Raw genomic sequence first — 19519 nt, 5'->3', positions numbered from 1 at the left:
CGTTATGGGCCGTGTCATCAGCATGATTGTTTTCTTCGCCACCCTGGCGGTGATTCTCTACACCGGACTGCGCAGCGATCCGGTGCCGCAAGCCTTCGAGTATCAGGACTTGCTCCACCACCTCAGCGCTTTCGCCGTGCTGGTATGCAGCGCCCGCCTGGCCTTCCCCGCCACGCACGCGTTCTGGACCGTGCTGTATTGCCTGCTGTTCGCCCTGATGATCGAGCTGACCCAAGGCTTGCTGCCGCTGCGCGATCCGTCGCTTGCCGACATGGCCTCCAACATAGCGGGCGTTTTAATCGGCTTGGGCGTTGCCTTGCAGCTAAAGCGCCAGCGCGTACAGCGGCAAATTCGCACTAACGAATGATTGGTTTATAGCGATCAGCTATTGATTGAGCACTATCGTCCCTGACAAACTCGCGCGCTGCGATCAACAGGGACGTTGCAATGAAGCGTTTTCAGGCTCTGGACAGCTTTCGCGGGCTGTTCGCTTTGGCCGTTGCCATTTATCACGCGCATGCGTTGCACACCTTTACCGAGCTGCGTTTTTTTCGAAACGCCGACTACTTCGTCAGCTTCTTCTTTGTCCTCAGCGGCTTCGTGCTGTGCCACATCTACGGCCGGCGGCTGGGCAACTGGAAGCAGGTTGGCACCTTTGCCCTGACCCGCACCTTTCGGTTGTACCCTCTGCACCTGGCATTGCTGGCGTTTGCGCTGACCATCGAATGCGTCAAGGTGTGGGGCGAACACCGTGGTTTGTCGTTTGGCAGTCACAGCTTTAGCGGCCCTCGTTCAGTTAACGAAATTGTCCCCAACCTTCTGCTTGTGCAGTCCTGGTGGTCAGGGTTCGAGCCGCTGTCGTTCAACTACCCGGCCTGGAGCATCAGCGTCGAGTACTACCTCTACATGCTGTTTGCAGTGATGACGGTGCTGCTGCGCCAGCACGTGCAAAGTGCGTTCGCGCTGGTGGCTGTGGCGGCCTGGGCGGCCGTCGTGTTCGCCAGTACCTGGCTGACCGAACAGGCGCTGCAAGGCCTGGGTTGTTTCTTTGGCGGCGCGGTCACCTATCGGCTCTACCGCGCCCTGCCCACGCACACCTTGAAACCCCGGCTTGGCAGCATGCTGGAGGCGACCGTACTCGGCGCGATCGTGCTGATTCTGGCCACCATCAACACCCCGCACAAAGTCTTTATGAGCGTGCTGTTTTGCATCGCCGTGCTGGTGTTTGCGCTTGGCTCTGGTGCCCTTTCGACGCTGCTGTGCAAACGGTTTTTCGCCTGGTTGGGCACGCTGTCGTATTCGATCTACATGACTCACGCCACGCTGCTGGTGCTTTCGTACATCGTGCTAAAAGCCCTGGGCGGCATGCTGGGGCACCCGCTGCTGATTGATCTGCCGGAAACCGATTCGGGCACCCTCAAACGCTACGTCGACACCGGCAACGTACTGCTCAACAACGCGTTGGTGATCGGGCAGCTTGTCGGCGTGCTGGTGGTTTCAACCTTGACCTATCGGTACATCGAATTGCCCGGCATCACTGCCGGCAAAAAGTGGTTCAAGCGCGAGCCGGCTCTGATCGCTCAGCCGGCCCCGCTTTAGGGTTGATTAACCGCGATCGCGCGCGCGGCGCTCGCGGTAGTGGTTGTTGGCGATGACACCGATGGCGCAGATCACCACATAGGTGGCGGCATTGGCGGGAATTTGCAGGTTGAAATCCACCAGCGAGTGGATCAGCAACGCCACGATTCCCAGGCTCGCGCCAAAGCCCACGCCCGCCCGGTAGGTGGATTCGCCGCGCCACATGGCCCGTTGCGCGTGGTACAGGCCCAGCAGCACAAAGATCAGCAACGGCAGGCTGCCGAGCAGGCCGTATTCAATGATGAATTGCAGGTAGTCGTTGTGCGCGTGGTCGAAGTGCAGGGTAATTTCCGGCCCCGCATATTTACCGAACAGCACCTCAAACGTGCCGGCGCCGTGGCCGGTCAGCCAGTGTTCTTTGGCCAGCGGCAGCGCTTGTTCGTAGACGGTGCCGCGCAGTTCGTTGGCAGCCTGAATGGTTTGCCCATCGACCACCACGGCTTGCAGTTGCGTGGAGGCGATGCGGTCCACGAGTTTGTCGAGGCCGAAGTACTGGCTGACGATCAGCACGTCGATCACCAGCAAACTCGCAAGAATCAGCCCATTGCGCAGCCGATGGGTTTTGTCCGTTAGCAGGAATGTCCCGCCCACCAGCAGCAGACTGGTGAAAAACGCTCCGTTGCCCATGCGCGAATGGCTCATCACCAGCGCAATGGTCATCAGCACCAGCGCCAAGCGCAGGCGCCCCTTGGGGCCCAGCAGCATCTCCAGCACATTGACCCAGCGAAACGGGCGCTCATCGCGCAGCGCCAGCAACAGGCCAATGCCCGCCGCCAGGGTTAACTCCAGATACCCGGCAAAATGGTTGCGGTTAACGAAGGTGCCGGTGGCGTCGCCCAGATAATGGGTTTTCGCGCCGACGAGCAAATCTTCGACACCGGACAACGTCATCACCACACCAAAGAACGCCTGGAACGTGCCGCTTATCACCAACACGGCGAGCAGCAGGCTTAGGCGTTTGCGCGTGCGAAATAAATCCACCACCAGCAGAAACAGCAAGCTGTAGGCGATGCCAAGCATGAGGTATTGGAAGGTGGCAGCGCCGTCGACGGTCATGCCGGTGAGCCACTGCACCAACACCCATACCTGGCTGAGCAGCAACAAGCCGAGCATCGGCAGCGCCGGGCGCTGCGTGGGGCCCATGTCGCGGTTGCGGCGCCAGGCGTTCAGCGCCCAGCCGGCACCCAGCGTGCAGCAGAAAAAAACCAACAGGCCCATGGACCAGTCGCGGTTGCTGCCAATCGGCAAGGGCAACCACAAAAGCAGCAACAAAGCGCCGCTGATAAGCAGACGTTCCAGACGTTTAGAGGGAGCGGCCATGCCGGGCGTCCTTGCAAAAAAATGAGTGAGTCGAAAAGCGCTCGTGGACCGCGACGGCACCGCAAACAGGGCCAAATGCTATCACCTCGACGGAGCGCGGCGAAACGCAAAATCCCGCGCCAGAGCCTCGCGCTGACGAATGACGGCTGCGGTTAAAACCCTGCCGGCCTGCTGTGGTCACAACAGCCCTAGCCTCTTTTGCGAGCGACCCTCACACGTGACGATTGCCGGCCTTATTTTCGATTGCGATGGCACCTTGGTAGACAGCGAGCGACTCGCCGCCCAGCTGCTGCATCAACTGCTCGCAGAGCAACACATTCACATGCCCGCCGAGCAGGTGCTCACGCGCTTTCGCGGCATTCCCTTCGCCCAGTTCATCAGCGAACTGGTCGCCTTGCACCCCGCACTCAACGGCCACCACCTGGACCAGGAATTTCGTCGCCGCAGCTTGCCGCTGCTGCGCGACCACGTCGAAGAAATGCCCGGCGCCGTGGCGTTTGTGCGTGGCGCGACGCTGCCCATTTGCGTGGCCTCGAACGGGCCGCGCGAAAAGATAGAAACCAACCTGGCGGCGGTGGGTTTACTCGACGTTTTTGGCGCGCGGATTGTCAGCGCCTATGAAGTGAATGCGTGGAAGCCTTCGCCACGCCTGATCGAACACGCGGCGAACCTGATTGGCGTGCCGGTGGAGAAGTGTTTGTTGGTGGACGACAGCGTGCCAGGCGTGCAGGCCGGGATTAGCGCCGGGGCGCAGGTGGCAGGGTATGGGGACACGGATTTCAGTGAATTCGCCGGGGCGGCGAATTTTTATGGGGTGCGGGATTTTGTTGAGTTGGAGCGGTTGGTGAAGCGGTTGTCGTGAGTGTGTGGGGGCGGCTAGGCGGTATTCCGATTAGCCGCCCCACCCGTTCAAGGCCGTTCCAGTGCCAGCGCTACGCCCTGCCCACCACCAATGCACAACGTGGCCAAGCCTTTCTTGGCGTCACGTTTGATCATTTCGTGCAGCAAGGTCACCAGCACGCGGCAGCCTGAGGCGCCGATGGGGTGGCCGATAGCGATGGCGCCGCCGTTAACGTTGACCTTGCTCGCATCCCAGCCTAGCTCTTTGCCGACCGACAACGCCTGCGCGGCGAAGGCTTCGTTGGCTTCGATCAAGTCGAGTTGGTCCAGTGTCCAGCCGGCTTTTTCCAGGCAGCGTTTGGTGGCCGAAACCGGGGCGATGCCCATGATCGCCGGGTCGACACCGGCGTTGGCGTAGGCGGCGATTTTCGCCAGCACCGGCAGGCCGAGTGCTTTGGCTTTGTCGGCGCTCATCAGGATTACGGCGGCCGCGCCGTCGTTAAGGCTTGAGGCATTGCCTGCGGTCACGGTGCCGTCTTTTTTGAAAGCGGGTTTGAGTTTGCCCAGCGCTTCGGCGGTGGTGCCGGCGCGGGGTTGTTCGTCGGTGGCGAACGCCACCGGATCGCCTTTGCGCTGCGGGATCAGGATCGGCGTAATTTCGTCGTTGAAGCGCCCGCCTTCAATCGCGGCCACGGCTTTCTGTTGCGAGCCGGCAGCGAAGGCGTCCTGCGCTTCGCGAGTGATTTCGTATTTATCTACCAAGTTTTCAGCAGTGATGCCCATGTGGTAGTCGTTGAAGGCGTCCCACAAGCCGTCGGTGATCATGGTGTCCTTAATCTGCGCGTGGCCCATGCGCAAACCGGTGCGGGCGCCCGGCATTACGTACGGCGCCAGGCTCATGTTTTCCTGGCCGCCGGCGATGATCACGTCGGCATCGCCACAGCGGATGGCCTGGGCGCCGAGGTGCAGCGCTTTCAGGCCCGAGCCGCAGACTTTGTTGAGCGTCAGTGCCGGCACGGCGACGTGCAAACCCGCCTTGATCGCGGCTTGGCGCGCTGGGTTTTGTCCGGCGCCTGCGGTGAGCACCTGGCCGAGGATTACTTCGTCCACTTCGGCGCCATTGAGCCCGGTTTTTTCCAGCAATGCGCGGATTACGGCAGCGCCCAAATCAACGGCGGGAATGTTCGCCAGCGAGCCTTGGAAACTGCCGACGGCGGTGCGGGTGGCGGCTACGATTACGACGTCTTGCATGGCATCACTCCTCAAAATTGCATTTCCGGCACGTGGTCGGGAATCACCAACTCACCTGCCGTTTTTGCTTTGATTTCTTCAACGCTTACGCCCGGCGCGCGCTCTTTGAGAATGAACGCGCCGTTGTCGATTTCCAGGTAGGCCAGGTCGGTAAGTACGCGCTTGATGCAACCTGCGCCGGTCAGCGGCAAGGTGCAGCGGGCTAGCAATTTAGACTCGCCGTCTTTGGAGGCGTGGGTCATGGTGACGATGATGTTCTCCGCGCCGGCGACCAGATCCATCGCCCCGCCCATGCCTTTTACAAGCTTGCCGGGCACCATCCACGAGGCGATGTTGCCTTGCACGTCCACTTCAAATGCGCCGAGCACGGTCAGGTCGATATGGCCACCGCGAATCATCGCGAACGATTCGGCCGAGGAAAAAATCGACGCGCCGGTGCGGGCGGTCACGGTTTGTTTGCCGGCGTTGATCATGTCGGCGTCAATTTCGTCAGCAGTCGGGAACGCGCCCATGCCGAGCAGACCGTTTTCCGATTGCAGCATCACTTCCATGCCGTGCGGCACGTAGTTGGCAACGAGCGTGGGGATGCCGATGCCGAGGTTGACGTAGAAGCCGTCCTGCAATTCGCGGGCGACACGCTGGGCCATTTGTTCGCGGGTAAGCGCCATAGTTATTGTTCTCTGCAAAAAGGATGGGGACGGTTCAGGCACGCACGGTGCGTTGTTCAATGCGCTTCTCGAAGCGCCCGCAGATCAGGCGATCCACGTAGATGCCGGGGGTGTGAATCTGCGTGGGGTCGAGCTCGCCGGGGGCGACGATTTCCTCCACTTCCACCACGGTAATCTTCCCGGCAGTGGCTGCCAGCGGGTTGAAGTTCTGCGCGGTGTGGCGATACACGACGTTGCCGAACCAGTCCGCCTTCCAGCCTTTGACGATGGCGAAATCGCCGGTGATGGCGGTTTCCATCAGATAAGCGCGGCCGTTGAAATCGCGGGTTTCCTTGCCTTCAGCAATCGGCGTGCCGACGCCCGTGGCCGTGAAAAACGCTGGAATGCCAGCGCCGCCAGCGCGCATCTTTTCCGCCAGGGTGCCTTGTGGGGTGAGTTCTACTTCCAGCTCGCCGCTGAGCAGTTGCTGCTCGAACAAGGCGTTTTCGCCTACGTACGAGGCGATCATCTTGCGGATCTGCCGGTCTTCCAGCAGCACGCCCAAGCCGAAGCCATCAACGCCGCAGTTGTTGGATACCACGGTGAGGTCGCGCACGCCTTTGCGCTTGATCTCGGCAATCAGGTTCTCGGGAATACCGCACAGGCCAAAGCCGCCTGCGAGTACCGTCATTCCGTCTTTCAGCCCAGCCAGGGCCTCTTCGTAAGAACCCACACGTTTATCGAAACCAGCCATGGGCAACGCCTCTCTTGTTGTTCGTGAAGGCCTCTGCCGGGCCGGAGGCATGAGTGTTGAGCGGACAGATATATTTGTTAAGTTGATTTTTAAAATGGATTGATTGATAAAACAGCACAATAACTGTCGCCCTTTTATCGAGCCCGCCATGACCGTCAAACAATTGCGCGCCTTTCTCGCTGTGGCGCAGAGCCTGAGTTTCGCCCAGGCCGGCGAGCGCCTTCATCTGTCGCAATCGGCCCTGAGCCTGACCATTAAAGGATTGGAAGAAGGGTTGGGCGGCAGGTTGTTTAGTCGCACCACTCGCAACGTCAGCCTGACGCCCGAAGGCGAAGCGCTGCTGCCGCTGGCGCGGCGTCTGCTGGCTGATTGGGAGAACGCCGAAGACCAATTGCGCCAACGATTTACCCTGCAACAAGGTCGCGTCACCTTGGCGGCCATGCCCTCGTTTGCTGGGAATTTACTGCCGCCGTTACTGGTGGAATTTGGCGCGCGGCATCCGAAGGTGAATGTCACGGTGAACGACGTCATCAATGAGCAAGTGATCGAAATGGTTCGCGACCGGCAGGTGGAATTGGGCATCGCCTTCGAGCCGCAGGCCGATGTCAGCTTGCACTTCACGCCGTTGTATCTGGACCGTTTCGTCGCCGTGGTGGCCGCCGATTCGCCGTTGGCCGAGCGCCAGGAAGTGGAGTGGACGACGCTGCTGGAATATCCCTTCGTCACGCTGCAACGCCCGTCTACCGTGCGATTTATGCTGGAAGATCACTTGCGCCCGCGTGGCCTGAAGCTGCCGGTGGCATTCGAGAGTCATCAGTTGGCGACGGTCGGCCGCATGGTTGCCAATGGCTTGGGGGTAAGTGCCGTGCCGGCGCTGTGCGTGGAGCAGATGCGAGAGCTGGGTGCGCGTTGTCTCACATTGCGTGAGCCAATTATCGAGCGAGCTATTGGGATTTTACGGAAGGAAGATCACGAATTATCGGTGGCCGCTCAGGCGTTATACGACACGTTATTGGCGGCCAAGCCGAAAGCTGCGGAGCATTAGGACACGGTCAGGAGGAAGCGTTCGAGGGACAAAATCCAGTCGTACACGCGAACTGGAAATTCAGGTTGGGTGGCGGCCAGCGCCACAAGGGTGATAACAGCGAAGCCAATGCTTCGGGCGGCCCGCTGGAAAGGAGAGGAAGGGTTTACGTCGGATGGATGCATGATGAAAAACTCGCCAGGAAAAATGTCGGGCGAGGATCACAGAGGAACAGAAAACACTCTGTAGAAGCGGCGTTCAATCACTGTAGGAGCATTCCTAGGGCTTCGGAGTCGAGCGGCCTGTATCGCAGAAAAGCTCACTGCTAAGCTCAGGGCTCGCTTTGCCAAAACAAGGTTGATAACAACAATGCAAACGACCGAAACGACTGCCGTCCCCACCGTAAAACTGTTGATTGGCGGCGAGCTGATCGACTCCACCAGCGCCCAGTGGCGCGACATCATCAACCCGGCCACGCAACAGGTGCTGGCGCGCGTGCCCTTCGCCACTCAGGCCGAGGTCGACGCCGCTATCAGCGCCGCCGCCGAAGCCTTCAAAACCTGGCGCAAAACCCCAATCGGTGCCCGCGCTCGGGTTTTTCTGAAGTACCAGCACCTGATTCGCGAACACATGGCCGAGCTGGCGGCCATGCTCACCGCCGAGCAGGGCAAAACCCTGGCGGACGCTGAAGGTGATGTGTTCCGTGGTTTGGAAGTGGTCGAGCACGCGGCCGGCATCGGCAACCTGCAGCTCGGCGAGCTGGCCAATAACGTGGCTGGCGGCGTTGACACCTACACGCTGCTGCAACCCTTGGGCGTATGCGCCGGCATCACCCCGTTCAACTTCCCGGCGATGATTCCGCTGTGGATGTTTCCCATGGCCATCGCCACCGGCAACACCTTCGTGCTCAAACCGTCCGAGCAAGACCCGATGGTGACCATGCGCCTGGCCGAATTGGCGATGCAGGCCGGTGTGCCGCCGGGCGTGCTGAATGTGGTGCATGGCGGTGCCGACGTAGTGAATCGGCTGTGCGATCACCCGGACATCAAGGCGGTGTCGTTCGTCGGTTCCACCCAAGTCGGCACCCACGTGTACAACCGCGCCACGCAAAACGGTAAACGCGCGCAATGCATGATGGGCGCCAAAAACCACGCCATCGTCATGCCCGATGCCAACCGCCAGCAAACCCTCAACAACTTGGTAGGCGCGGCATTTGGCGCTGCCGGGCAACGCTGCATGGCGCTCTCGACGGTCATTCTGGTCGGCGAAGCGCAAACCTGGCTGCCCGAGCTGGTGGAGCGCAGCAAAACCCTGAAGCTCAACGCCGGTACCGAAGCCGGCGCGGACCTCGGCCCGGTGGTGTCCTGTACGGCGCTGGAACGCATTCATGGCCTGATTGCTGCGGGCGTTGAGGAAAGCGCGACGCTGGCCTTGGATGGTCGCAACCCCACGGTCGCCGGCTATGAGCGCGGCAACTTCATCGCGCCGACGCTGTTCAGCGACGTAACGCCGACCATGCGTATTTACCGTGAGGAAATTTTCGGCCCGGTGCTTTGCGTGATGAATGCCGCGACGCTCGATGAGGCCATCGCCCTGATCAATGCCAACCCCAATGGCAACGGCACGGCCATCTTCACCCGCTCTGGCGCCGCGGCCCGGCATTTTCAGGAGGAGATCGACGTTGGCCAGGTGGGCATCAACGTACCGATCCCGGTGCCGGTGCCCATCTTCTCGTTCTCCGGCTCACGCGCCTCCAAGCTCGGCGACCTCGGCCCTTATGGCAAACAAGTCGTGCAGTTCTATACGCAAACCAAAACCGTGACCCAACGCTGGTTCGATGAAGAGGACGTCGGTGCGGTCAACACCACCATCACCTTGAAATAACCGTGGCGTAGAGCCAGTCCTACAAATCCAATAAGAGGGACGTTTATGAATATCGGTTTTATCGGCCTAGGCAATATGGGCGGGCCCATGGCCTTGAACCTGCTAAAGGCTGGCCATTCGCTGCAGGTGTTCGATCTGGTGCCGGCTTCCGTCCAGCGCCTCACCGAGGCCGGTGCGCAAGCGCTGGGCTCGCCCACTGAGATTGCCCGCAGCGACGTCGAGCTGATCATCACCATGCTCCCCGCCGCCCGCCATGTGAAAGCCGTGTACCTGGGCGACGACGGTTTGCTCGCCCATGTCGGCAAGGGCGTGCGCCTGATCGACAGTTCAACCATCGACCCGATGACGGCGCGCGAGGTGGCTGCTGCCGCCAGCAAGCAAGGCAATCCGATGCTCGATGCACCGGTTTCTGGCGGCACGGGTGGCGCGGCGGCGGGCACGTTGACCTTTATGGTCGGCGGCAGCGCCAGCGATTTTGACCAGGCGCAACCGGTGCTCGCGGCCATGGGCAAAAACATCGTGCACTGCGGCGACGCGGGGAATGGCCAGGTGGCCAAAGTGGCGAACAACATGCTGCTGGGCATTTCCATGATTGGCGTCGCTGAGGCAATGAACCTCGGCGTAGCACTGGGCATGGACGCCAAGGTGCTCGCCGGCGTGATCAACACATCCAGCGGCCGCTGCTGGAGTTCGGACACCTACAACCCCTTCCCCGGCGTGCTGGAAACCGCCCCGGCCGCGCGCGGTTACAGCGGCGGTTTCGGCACCGACCTGATGCTCAAAGACCTGGGCCTGGCCACCGAAGCGGCCAAGCAGGCGCAACAACCGGTGTTGCTAGGCGCCCTGGCGCAGCAGCTGTATCAAAGCTTCAGTGCCCAAGGCCATGGCGATCTGGATTTCTCCGCAATCATCAAGCTCTACAGCGGCAAAGCCTGAGCCCTCACCTTTATTGACAGAGAACATTGCATGCACGACCTGGAACTGAGCGACGAACAACGCATGATCCGCGACATGGCGCGCAACTTCGCCCGCAGCGAAATCGCCCCACATTCCCAAGCCTGGGCCGAAGCCGGGTGGATTGACGACGCCGTGGTCGAAAAAATGGGCGAGCTGGGCTTGTTGGGCATGGTGGTGCCCGACGCCTGGGGCGGCTCGTTTACCGACTACGTGGCGTACGCCCTGGCCGTCGAGGAAATTTCCGCCGCCGACGGCGCCACCGGCACGCTGATGAGCGTGCACAACTCCGTGGGCTGTGGCCCGGTGCTCAACTACGGCAGCGAGGCGCAAAAACAAGCCTGGCTGCCGGCCCTGGCGAGCGGCGAGGCGATTGGCTGCTTCTGCCTGACCGAGCCCCACGCCGGCTCCGAGGCCAACAACCTGCGCACCCGTGCCGAGCTGAAAGACGACCAGTGGGTGCTTAACGGTGCCAAGCAATTCGTCAGCAACGGCAAGCGCGCCAAACTCGCCATTGTGTTCGCGGTGACTGATCCTGAGTTGGGCAAGAAGGGCCTTTCAGCCTTCCTGGTTCCCACCGACAACCCGGGCTTTGTGGTGGATCGCAGCGAAAAGAAAATGGGCATCAAGGCCTCGGACACCTGCGCCGTCACCCTCAGTAACTGCGTCATCCCGCAGGCCAACCTGCTCGGCCAGCGCGGCAAAGGCCTGGCCATCGCGCTGTCCAATCTGGAGGGCGGCCGCATCGGCATCGCCGCTCAAGCGCTGGGCATCGCGCGTGCTGCCTTCGAGGCAGCGCTGGTTTACGCCCGTGAACGCGTGCAGTTTGGTCAGCCGATCATTGAGCACCAGAGCATCGCCAACAAACTGGCCGACATGCACACCCAACTCAACGCCAGCCGCTTGCTGATTCTCCACGCGGCACGGCTGAAGACGGCCGGGCATCCGTGCTTGTCCGAAGCCTCGCAAGCGAAATTGTTTGCCTCGGAGATGGCCGAGCGGGTGTGCTCTGATGCCATTCAGATTCATGGCGGCTATGGCTATTTGGAGGATTATCCCGTCGAGCGCTACTACCGCGATGCGCGCATTACGCAGATTTACGAGGGGTCGAGCGAAATCCAGCGGCTGCTGATTGCCCGTGAGTTAGCTCACTACGCCTTGTAAAGCAGAGCCAATTCACAGGCAAAAAAAAGCCGCCCATTGCGCGGCGGCTTGAGTGAACGCTGAACGTTCCATGGCATCCATGCTGACATTCCTTTGTTACTCGTTGCGTAGGCTGAAGCTACGTAATGACTTAAAAAAGAAACTGAGACTACTTACTGACTACCGCTATCGTGACTTTACGTACTGCTTTGCAACTCACTGTGAACACAGGTTTGGCGAAGCGTGTCGCCGGCGGTAATTAGGCACCGAGCGACCCTCGCTAAAAAATCAGAAGCGCCCTTGCAACCTGTAGGGAAACTCCACAAAAATGCTGTTTCCCCCGGTCTTGCAGGCGAACACCTACAGAACCTGGCGAGGTTCCTGCTGCCGATCCTGTTCCGCTCCAAACCCCGCCTCAGCTTCCAGCCGTTAAGGGCCTGTTGTGACTGCCGCTTCTACTTCCGTTCCGCTAAGCCCGGCGCAACTGCGCAAAATCCTCTTAGGCCTGCTGCTTGGCATTTTTCTCTCCGCGCTGGACCAAACCATCGTTGCCGTGGCCTTGCCGGAAATCGGGTCACAGTTGCCGGGCAGCGAAGTGCTGGCGTGGGTGGTGTCGGCCTACATGCTGGCCATGACCATTTCGACACCGTTCTTCGGCAAGCTCGGCGACCTGTTCGGCCGCCGCCGTTTGCTGCTGATTTCCATCAGCCTGTTCGTATTCGCCTCGGTGCTCTGCGCGCTGTCGCAAGACATGTGGCAACTGGTCGGCGCTCGGGCGCTGCAGGGCATTGGCGCCGGCGGCATGATCGCCACCATTCAGGCGCTGATTGGCGACCTCATCGCCCCGGCCGAACGCGGCCGCTACCAAGCGTGGTTCAGCGGCATGTTCGCCCTGGCCAGCCTGATCGGCCCACCGCTAGGCGGCCTGCTGAGCCAGCAACTGTCGTGGCGCTGGGTGTTTTGGGTCAACCTGCCAGTTGGCCTGCTGGCCATCTGGCTGAGCCAAAAGCGCCTAGCCGGCTTAGCGGAGAAACGCCGCAAAGCCCGGCTCGACTATCTCGGTGGCCTGCTCTTGTTGATCGGCCTGGGTAGCCTGTTGCTGTTGATCACTCGCCTCGGCCAGGAGCGCCAGTGGCTGACCCTGGAAAACGCGGCCGGCCTGGGGATCGCACTGGTTGGCTTGCAGTTGTTCGTGCTGCAAGAGCGGCGCGCCAGCGAGCCGGTTATTCCCATGGAATTGTTCCGTATCGGCCCGGTGCGCGCGGGCTGGTGCTTGCTGTTTTTTGCCAACTTCCAGGCGGTGGCGTTGGCCGTGTTGTTTCCCCTCCATGCTCACGCGCAGGGCGGGACCAGCACCGGCGCCACGCAACTGATGGCCATCGCCATCGGCGCGCCGCTGGGGGCGTTTATTGGTGGGCGCATGAGTTCGTTGCTCGGTCGCTACAAGCCACTGATTCTCACCGGCAACCTGCTGTTGCCCGCCGCGCTGGTGGCCTTGGCTTTCCTGCCGCCCGAACTGGATGTGCTCAGCCTTCCGCTATTGATGTGCTGCGGCGTGGCGCTGGGCCTGCAATTTCCCACCTCGATGGTGGCCGTACAAAGCGCGGCGCCGCTCAGCCATCTTGGCGTGGTAACGGCTGCGTGCGGGATGTTTCGTGGCCTTGGCGGCGCGCTGGGTGTCACGCTGCTGTCGAGCCTGCTCTGGCATCTGCTGCCCAGCGTCGACCCTGAGCACATCAGCGCCAGCCTCGGTCAGGTGGATAGCTCGCTCCTGCGCACTGCGTTCCGCGACTTGTTGCTGCTGGACGCCGCCATCGCCGCCATCCCGTTGTTGATTGCCCTGTGCATGGCCGACAAGCCCCTGCGGCACAAGGTAGAAGCCGATACCTGACGGCGACAATCCGCCCGCTGCTGGCGGAATCCGGCCACATTCCATTCAGCCTTTTCCCCACTTTCGCCCCGAAAGCCCCGTGCTGCGGCGCTCTGCCGCACCTGGCCCCGGTCTTGCTGTATGCCGTCTGGATAGCAAACTGGAAATGGTCAAACTGATGAAAAAGCTGTTGTTAACCCTCGTCTGCCTGCTCGTTGTTGGCTGCGCAAAAACCCCCGAACCCGAAAAAACTGTCGATGTGCTGCTGATTGGTGGCGGCATCATGAGCGCCAGCCTGGGCACTTACCTGAACGAACTGGAGCCGAGCTGGAGCATCGACATTTACGAGCGCATGGGCCAAGTCGCCGAGGAAAGCTCGAACCCCTGGAACAACGCAGGCACCGGCCACTCGGCCTTCTGCGAGCTGAACTACACGCCTGAAGTCGCCGACGGCAGCATCGACATCAGCAAAGCGGTGGCGATCAACGAGTCGTTCGAAATCTCCAAGCAGTTCTGGGCGTATCAGGTTGAGCAAAAAGTGCTCAACAATCCCAAGACATTTATCAGTAACGTGCCGCACATGAGCTTCGTATGGGGTGACGAAAATGTCGCCTACCTGCACAAACGTCACGCGGCCTTGCAGCACAGCTCGCTGTTTCGCGGCATGGAATATTCCGAAGACCCGGCGCAGATCAAACAGTGGATTCCGCTGGTCATGGACGGCCGCGCTGAAGGCCAGAAGTTAGCGGCCACGCGTATGCCGATTGGCACCGACGTCAACTTCGGCGAAATCACCCGCCAGCTGTTCGGCTCGCTGACCAATCGGCCTGGCGTGGCGCTGCACCTGCAACATGAAGTGCGCGACATTGTGCGCAACGACGACGGCACCTGGACCGTGGTGGTCGCCGACCTCGGCAACGCTGAACAACTGAAAAGCGTCAAAGCCAAATTCGTGTTTATCGGTGCCGGAGGCGGCGCGCTGAAGCTGCTGCAAAAATCCGGTATCGCCGAGGCAGACGGTTACGCGGGCTTCCCGGTCGGCGGCGAATTCCTGGTCACCAAGAACCCGGAAATCGTCGCTCAGCACCAAGCCAAGGTGTACGGCAAAGCCTCGGTGGGCTCGCCGCCGATGTCTGTTCCGCACTTGGACACCCGTGTGATCGATGGTCAGAAAGCGCTGCTGTTCGGCCCGTTCGCCACGTTCTCGACCAAGTTCCTCATCAACGGCTCGCTGTGGGACATGTTCAGCGCCATGACTTGGAACAATTTGATGCCCATGGCCAACGCCGGGTTGGATAACACCTCGCTGACCACCTACCTGGTCGGCCAACTGATGCTCAGCCAGGACGACCGCATGGCCGCCTTGCGCGAGTATTTCCCCGAAGCCAAAGACGCCGACTGGGAGCTGGTGCACGCCGGCCAGCGCGTGCAAATCATCAAAAAAGACCCGCAGTTGGGTGGCGTATTGCAGTTCGGCACCGAAGTGGTCAGCTCGGCAGACGGCAGCATCGCCGCCCTGCTCGGCGCCTCTCCTGGCGCCTCCACTGCCGCGCCGATCATGCTGTCGGTGCTGGAAAAAACCTTCAAAGACAAGGTCAAAACGCCCGAGTGGCAGGCCAAGCTGAAGGAGATCATTCCCTCGTACGGCAAGAAGCTGAACAACGACCTTGAGCTGACCAACGCCACGCGCGCCTGGAGCAGCGAACGTCTGCAACTGCCGTTCGTGCAGGTGCAGCCCGACAGCGACCCGATGGTCGACGCGCTCTAAGCGCACGCCCTGCCACGCGCCGGCTGCCCTGGCTGGCGCATGGCCTTGCGGTGCAACGCTTGCGCTTGCGAGGCCACCGGTTGAACGGCACACTGCCCGCTCGCAGGCACATCGCCGCCCCTACTGGAGACACCCATGCCTGTAATGGATACCGACAAACGTATGGCCGCCCGCGCCTTCATCCTGGGCCACGCCGACGCGCTGAGCTGCACGGTGTACCGTCTCGACGAGAGCGACCCTGAGGCCGAAGAAGAAGACCTGGGTGACGGCAAAGTGCTGTTCGCCGGCCAGTTCACCGCGCCGGCCGAGTGGGATGCAGAAGCCCATGAAGACTTCTTCGGCGATGCCGACCCTGGCCTGTTTTTCAACGCCTACATCGAAAGCGAAGCCAAACCTGGCAGCAAAGCGCACTTCAGCGCCGAGATCGGCGACTACGTCGCGGCGCTGCCCGGCTTGGGCGAAGTGGTGATGTATTACGTGTATGACGCCGTAGAAGATGAAAGCGGCCGTTTGTGCGTGCTGATTCGCGACGAAGAACAGCCGGCGTAACGCCTAGACGGGCTTGTTGGAATCCTTCACGAAATCTTCACAATTGCTGCGCAATACTCGAGGCAGCTGAAGGACCAGCCCCTATCTGCAAATAGCCCGCCTTACGCGGGCTTTTTGTTGTCTGCGATTTGAGGCAACGGCCATCGCGGCTAAAGCCGCTCCCACAGATAGCGGCGGCGGAGCAGGCTTGGGGGACCCTGCATCGGTTAAAACCGCTTAGTCACTGGCGGTTTAACGGCAGCCGGGTGGATTGCGTTCGGCGCGTTAACTCCTTAGAACAGTGAACCTGGTCCAACGCTTACGCACCGCACTCAAGGACGCCATTCATGTCTGTAGCCGACACCCTGAAACAACGCATCTCGGTGCGCGCCTTTCTCGACACGCCCGTGGATGCCGCCACCGTCCACGCCTTACTGGAAGACGCACGCTGGTCACCTTCTGGCGGCAACCTGCAACCGTGGAAAGTCATCGCCGTAGCGGGCGCGGAAAAAGACGCGCTGGAGCGTTTGGCCGTCGAAGCCATTATGAAAAACCCCAAGGGCGAGGTGGGCGAACACCCGATTTATCCCGAAGGGCTTCAAGACCCTTACCGGGCGCGGCGCTACAAAATCGGTGAAGACATGTACGCGCTGCTGGGCATTCCCCGCGAAGACAAAGGCGCGCGGTTGAAGTGGATGTCGCGCAACTACCAATTTTTCGGCGCCCCGGTGGGCCTCTTCTTCGTTATCGACAAAGCCATGGGCAACGGGCAGTGGGCGCATGTCGGCATGTTTATGCAGTCGCTGGCCCTGCTCGCCGAAGAACGCGGACTGGGCACCTGCATGCAGGAAGCCTGGGCTATGGCGCGCGACAGCCTGCACCGGCATTTCGAACTCCCCGACAACGAAGTGGTGTATTGCGGCATGGCGTTGGGCTACCCGGACCGCGAGGCGACCATAAACCAGCTGCGCTCCGAGCGCGCGCCGGTTGAGGAATTCGCTCAGCTTCGCGGCTTTTGAATTCCACCCAACAAAGCACCAATCAGCGCTCGACATCTTAAAAACACGCGAATTAGAATACTGTATATCCGAACAGTAAAGAGGTTTTGCAAGATGTCGAAAGCTGCCGTTCCTCGCCAGCCGAGCCAGTACGAACTACTCGCGACTCGCCTGCAACGCATCATCAACTCCCCCGCCGCGCAGAAATCGAAAACCGCCCTGCTCTACAAAGCGCCGGACGAATCCGATGACGACTGGGCACAGGTGCTGGCTGAAATTGGCGAAACCGACAACGTCACCATCGCCTACCGCGACGATGGTGGTGTGCATTTGTTTTGGGTGGTTCAGCAGGACGATTGAAGTGGCAGCTCAGCAACCAATCGTGGCCGCTAATTGTCCTGGCCTGGATTTGAGCCTCGCCTGCACCGAGGTGGGCAGATTGCTCCAGACCATTAAACCCGCGCGTTTCTCCACTTCAACCACGCTCGTTTGATAGGTGCAGTAGCTGGCGCCGCGCGGCGTCTCTTGCTCCATGATGAAGGCGGCGTACAGACCCGATTCAGGCGTTCTGCCCACGAAGATGATTTTCCAATAGCCGCTGGGAATGGTGTGCGGCGTCGCCGTAGCTGGCAGCGTGCCGATATAGCGCTCATAGAGCGGGCCGGTCAGCACGTGCACCTCATCGATGTCGGCACGTTTACTCAGGCTACGCTCGCGATCCTCCAGTGCTGCCCACGCGCCTTGGTTGAGGTCCGACTTTTGCGGCGTGATGTTGGACAAGTAATTCAGCGTTTCCCAATCCGCCACGCCTCCCGTCGAAGCCAGGTTCGCCTGATGGCCACGATCCACTTTCAGTGCGGCGCTCGCTCCGGTGTAGTCCTCCGGTGCCAGCGTCTGGCCCGCCGGGATATCGGGATCGATCCGCCAATTACGCGGGCGGTTGCTGGCGGGCGTGTCTTTGGTAATTCGGTAGGCCACCCAATTGGCGAACCTGGTTTCGCCATTATTGTTCAAGCTGTAGGCCGCTCTGTTGAGGGTCAGGGCGCTGCCACCCGCGGGGCAGCCAACCGCACAATGATCGACGATGGGCTCGGGAGAATTCTGCCCCGGCAGCTGAAGACCGGAGAACGACGAGCAGGCTGAAAAGAAAGGTAGGAGGCCGAAAATAAAAAACTTAAACCGCACGGTTGTACGCATTGCAAGGCATCTCATCGACAAACGCGCCAGCCTAATTGCGAGCGCGAACGCGACCATTATCATGAAGCTGGCGGCAGTTATCACACGCGTGCGCTGTGCTCGCCCCGTGGAAGGTTCTTAGAAATTAGCCTTTAACTCAAAGAGATAGCCGACACGTTCGCAATTGATGCGCGCGCTTTTGCCTGAGTCCAGGCTGGCATCGGAAAGACGGTGTGCGAGTCTGCGAATTGCCGGAGCCGAGAAAAGCGTCGTGCGGCTACACGACGCGTTTCTGCAAGATGGTGCCGTTGAGAGGAATCGAACCCCCGACCTCCTGATTACGAATCAGATGCTCTACCGACTGAGCTACAACGGCGTACACGTGAGGAATTCTAGAACAGCCCCGAGAATCGGGGCGAGGCGTTATTTGGGCAGTTCGATGCGGTCGGCGTGAATAACCAACTCGCCCTGTTTGTACAACGCGCCGATGGCTTTTTTGAAGTTGCCTTTGCTGACGCCAAACAGCCCGGCGATGGTTTCTGGTGGGCTCTTGTCGCTTACTGCCAGCACGCCGCCACTTTCGCGCAGTTTGTTGAGGATTTGCTCATGCAGCCCAACCGCGGCTTCTTTGCCGACCGGTTGCAGGCTCAGGCTGATTTTGCCGTCGGGGCGAATTTCTTTGATAAAGCCCTGTTCCTGCTTGCCAGCGCGCAAAAACTTGAACACTTCGTTCTTGTGAATCAGGCCCCAGTGCTGGTTGTTGATGATGGCTTTGAAGCCCATGTCGGTGGATTCAGCCACCAACAAATCAACGGCCTGGCCAACCTTGTAGGCGGCGGGCGTGTTGTCGAGGTAACGGTCCAGGCGGGCGGTGGCGGTAATGCGGCGGGTGTGTTTGTCGAGGTAGACGTGCACCACGCAATAGTCGCCGGCTTGCAGTGTGCGTTTTTCTTCGGAGTACGGCAGCAGCAGGTCTTTGGATAAGCCCCAGTCGAGGAAGATGCCAATGCTGTTGACTTCCTTGACCTTCAAACTGGCGAACTCGCCCACTTGCACCTTCGGCTTTTCGTTGGTGGCGATGAGTTTGTCGTCGCTGTCCAGATAGATGAAGACGTTCAGCCAGTCTTCCACTTCGGTCGGCGTGTCTTTGGGAATGTAGCGGTTGGGCAGCAGAATCTCGCCGTCGGCGCCGCCGTCCAGGTAGAGGCCGAAGTTGGTGTGTTTAACCACCTGCAAACTGTTGAAACGTCCGATCAAAGCCATGTGCACTGCCCTCGTTGCGTGGCCGGCATTCTACCCGAAGCACGCCGCCAACAGTGACGGCCAGGCGCCATTGCCGGATAATCCGCCGCCGATGCTCGCCCCTGGCCGGCGGCATTTTCCCTTTTGATAACGAGCGGCCCATGACCAGCGAAAAACAGCACAACGCGCTTCACGGCGTCACCCTGGAAGCCATCGTGACGGCGTTGGCGGCGCATTACGGATGGGAAAAGCTCGGCGAGCTGATCGCCATTCGCTGTTTTCAGAGCGAACCCAGCGTGAAGTCGAGTCTGAAATTTCTTCGTAAAACCCCATGGGCGCGCGAAAAAGTGGAAGCGCTGTACGTGCGCACGCGGCTGCACTGACCGACGGTGCTTGGCCGGAGCCGCCCTCGATACCGGCCGTTTTTAAGGATTTACAAGGGCTTAAGTTAATTCAACGGCGCGCCGGAAAATCACCCGAAC

The 19519-nt window shown here is 60.5% G+C and carries 19 protein-coding genes and 1 tRNA gene; 13 read left to right on the top strand and 7 right to left on the bottom strand.

All coding sequences use genetic code 11. The annotated features are described in order from the left end of the window. The first annotated feature begins 4 nt into the window (after positions 1-4). Positions 5-367, top strand: a complete 363-nt coding sequence (locus tag ACZZZU_RS20825) for a VanZ family protein (protein WP_463551701.1) — start codon at positions 5-7, stop codon at positions 365-367. Between the two features lie 80 nt (positions 368-447). Beyond that, a complete protein-coding gene (locus tag ACZZZU_RS20820) occupies positions 448-1599 on the top strand; it encodes an acyltransferase family protein (RefSeq protein WP_463551700.1) in 1152 nt (383 codons plus the stop codon). 6 nt (positions 1600-1605) lie between these two features. Here the strand turns inward: ACZZZU_RS20820 and ACZZZU_RS20815 are convergent, their stop codons facing one another. Beyond that, a complete protein-coding gene (locus ACZZZU_RS20815) occupies positions 1606-2958 on the bottom strand; it encodes an O-antigen ligase family protein (protein WP_463551699.1) in 1353 nt (450 codons plus the stop codon). Between the two features lie 217 nt (positions 2959-3175). On the opposite strand from ACZZZU_RS20815, the gene ACZZZU_RS20810 reads away from it, so the two are divergent. Continuing rightward, positions 3176-3820: an HAD-IA family hydrolase gene (locus ACZZZU_RS20810; RefSeq protein ID WP_463551698.1), complete on the top strand. Its 645-nt coding sequence runs from the start codon at positions 3176-3178 to the stop codon at positions 3818-3820. A gap of 47 nt (positions 3821-3867) precedes the next feature. Here ACZZZU_RS20810 and ACZZZU_RS20805 read toward each other — a convergent pair whose 3' ends face one another. The 3 genes from ACZZZU_RS20805 to ACZZZU_RS20795 are packed head-to-tail and all read right to left on the bottom strand — an operon-like array spanning position 3868 to position 6450. Beyond that, positions 3868-5049, bottom strand: a complete 1182-nt coding sequence (locus ACZZZU_RS20805) for an acetyl-CoA C-acetyltransferase (RefSeq protein WP_463551697.1) — start codon at positions 5047-5049, stop codon at positions 3868-3870. 11 nt (positions 5050-5060) lie between these two features. Continuing rightward, positions 5061-5717 carry a CoA transferase subunit B gene (locus ACZZZU_RS20800; RefSeq protein WP_463541460.1) on the bottom strand — a complete coding sequence of 219 codons (657 nt, stop codon included), beginning with the start codon at positions 5715-5717 and terminating at the stop codon, positions 5061-5063. Positions 5718-5751: 34 nt separating this feature from the next. After that, positions 5752-6450: a CoA transferase subunit A gene (locus ACZZZU_RS20795; protein ID WP_463382006.1), complete on the bottom strand. Its 699-nt coding sequence runs from the start codon at positions 6448-6450 to the stop codon at positions 5752-5754. Between the two features lie 148 nt (positions 6451-6598). Here ACZZZU_RS20795 and ACZZZU_RS20790 point away from each other — a divergent pair, with 148 nt between their 5' ends. From ACZZZU_RS20790 to ACZZZU_RS20750, 9 genes are all read left to right on the top strand, one after another. Beyond that, the gene (locus ACZZZU_RS20790; protein ID WP_463551696.1) at positions 6599-7495 is read left to right on the top strand and encodes a LysR family transcriptional regulator; all 897 of its coding nucleotides are present in this window, start codon (positions 6599-6601) and stop codon (positions 7493-7495) included. Positions 7496-7843: 348 nt separating this feature from the next. Further along, the gene (locus ACZZZU_RS20785) at positions 7844-9358 is read left to right on the top strand and encodes a CoA-acylating methylmalonate-semialdehyde dehydrogenase (protein ID WP_463551695.1); all 1515 of its coding nucleotides are present in this window, start codon (positions 7844-7846) and stop codon (positions 9356-9358) included. Between the two features lie 45 nt (positions 9359-9403). Beyond that, complete coding sequence (gene mmsB, locus ACZZZU_RS20780; RefSeq protein ID WP_463551694.1) at positions 9404-10294, top strand: 3-hydroxyisobutyrate dehydrogenase; 891 nt, start codon at positions 9404-9406, stop codon at positions 10292-10294. A gap of 30 nt (positions 10295-10324) precedes the next feature. Next, entirely contained in the window at positions 10325-11476 is a 1152-nt protein-coding gene (locus ACZZZU_RS20775; protein ID WP_463551693.1) for an acyl-CoA dehydrogenase family protein, read from the top strand. Between the two features lie 421 nt (positions 11477-11897). Continuing rightward, on the top strand, positions 11898-13346 hold the full coding sequence (locus ACZZZU_RS20770; RefSeq protein ID WP_463551692.1) for an MFS transporter: 1449 nt from the start codon (positions 11898-11900) through the stop codon (positions 13344-13346). Between the two features lie 157 nt (positions 13347-13503). After that, positions 13504-15093 (top strand): malate:quinone oxidoreductase, encoded by a 1590-nt coding sequence (locus tag ACZZZU_RS20765; protein WP_463382001.1) that lies wholly within the window; start codon positions 13504-13506, stop codon positions 15091-15093. A 135-nt stretch (positions 15094-15228) separates the two neighbouring features. Continuing rightward, the gene (locus tag ACZZZU_RS20760) at positions 15229-15642 is read left to right on the top strand and encodes a hypothetical protein (protein ID WP_162998688.1); all 414 of its coding nucleotides are present in this window, start codon (positions 15229-15231) and stop codon (positions 15640-15642) included. A 326-nt stretch (positions 15643-15968) separates the two neighbouring features. Beyond that, the gene (locus ACZZZU_RS20755) at positions 15969-16640 is read left to right on the top strand and encodes a nitroreductase (protein WP_463551691.1); all 672 of its coding nucleotides are present in this window, start codon (positions 15969-15971) and stop codon (positions 16638-16640) included. A 93-nt stretch (positions 16641-16733) separates the two neighbouring features. Next, entirely contained in the window at positions 16734-16979 is a 246-nt protein-coding gene (locus tag ACZZZU_RS20750) for a DUF1654 domain-containing protein (RefSeq protein WP_463551690.1), read from the top strand. Between the two features lie 9 nt (positions 16980-16988). On the opposite strand, the gene ACZZZU_RS20745 is transcribed toward ACZZZU_RS20750, so the two are convergent. The 3 genes from ACZZZU_RS20745 to ACZZZU_RS20735 form a co-directional block, all read right to left on the bottom strand. Then, positions 16989-17816, bottom strand: coding sequence for a DNA/RNA non-specific endonuclease (locus ACZZZU_RS20745; RefSeq protein WP_463551689.1), 828 nt, complete (start codon positions 17814-17816; stop codon positions 16989-16991). A 279-nt stretch (positions 17817-18095) separates the two neighbouring features. After that, positions 18096-18171: transfer RNA gene (locus tag ACZZZU_RS20740), tRNA-Thr, on the bottom strand. A gap of 47 nt (positions 18172-18218) precedes the next feature. Then, positions 18219-19058, bottom strand: coding sequence for a S1-like domain-containing RNA-binding protein (locus ACZZZU_RS20735; protein WP_122492616.1), 840 nt, complete (start codon positions 19056-19058; stop codon positions 18219-18221). 140 nt (positions 19059-19198) lie between these two features. Between ACZZZU_RS20735 and ACZZZU_RS20730 the strand changes: the two genes are divergently transcribed. After that, a complete protein-coding gene (locus ACZZZU_RS20730; RefSeq protein ID WP_122492617.1) occupies positions 19199-19420 on the top strand; it encodes a VF530 family protein in 222 nt (73 codons plus the stop codon). The last annotated feature ends 99 nt before the right edge of the window (positions 19421-19519 follow it).

The organism is Pseudomonas sp. AC136 (assembly GCF_979258585.1).
The sequence above is the reverse complement of the archived record's forward strand: the minus strand, read 5'-3'. Positions and strand labels throughout refer to the sequence as shown.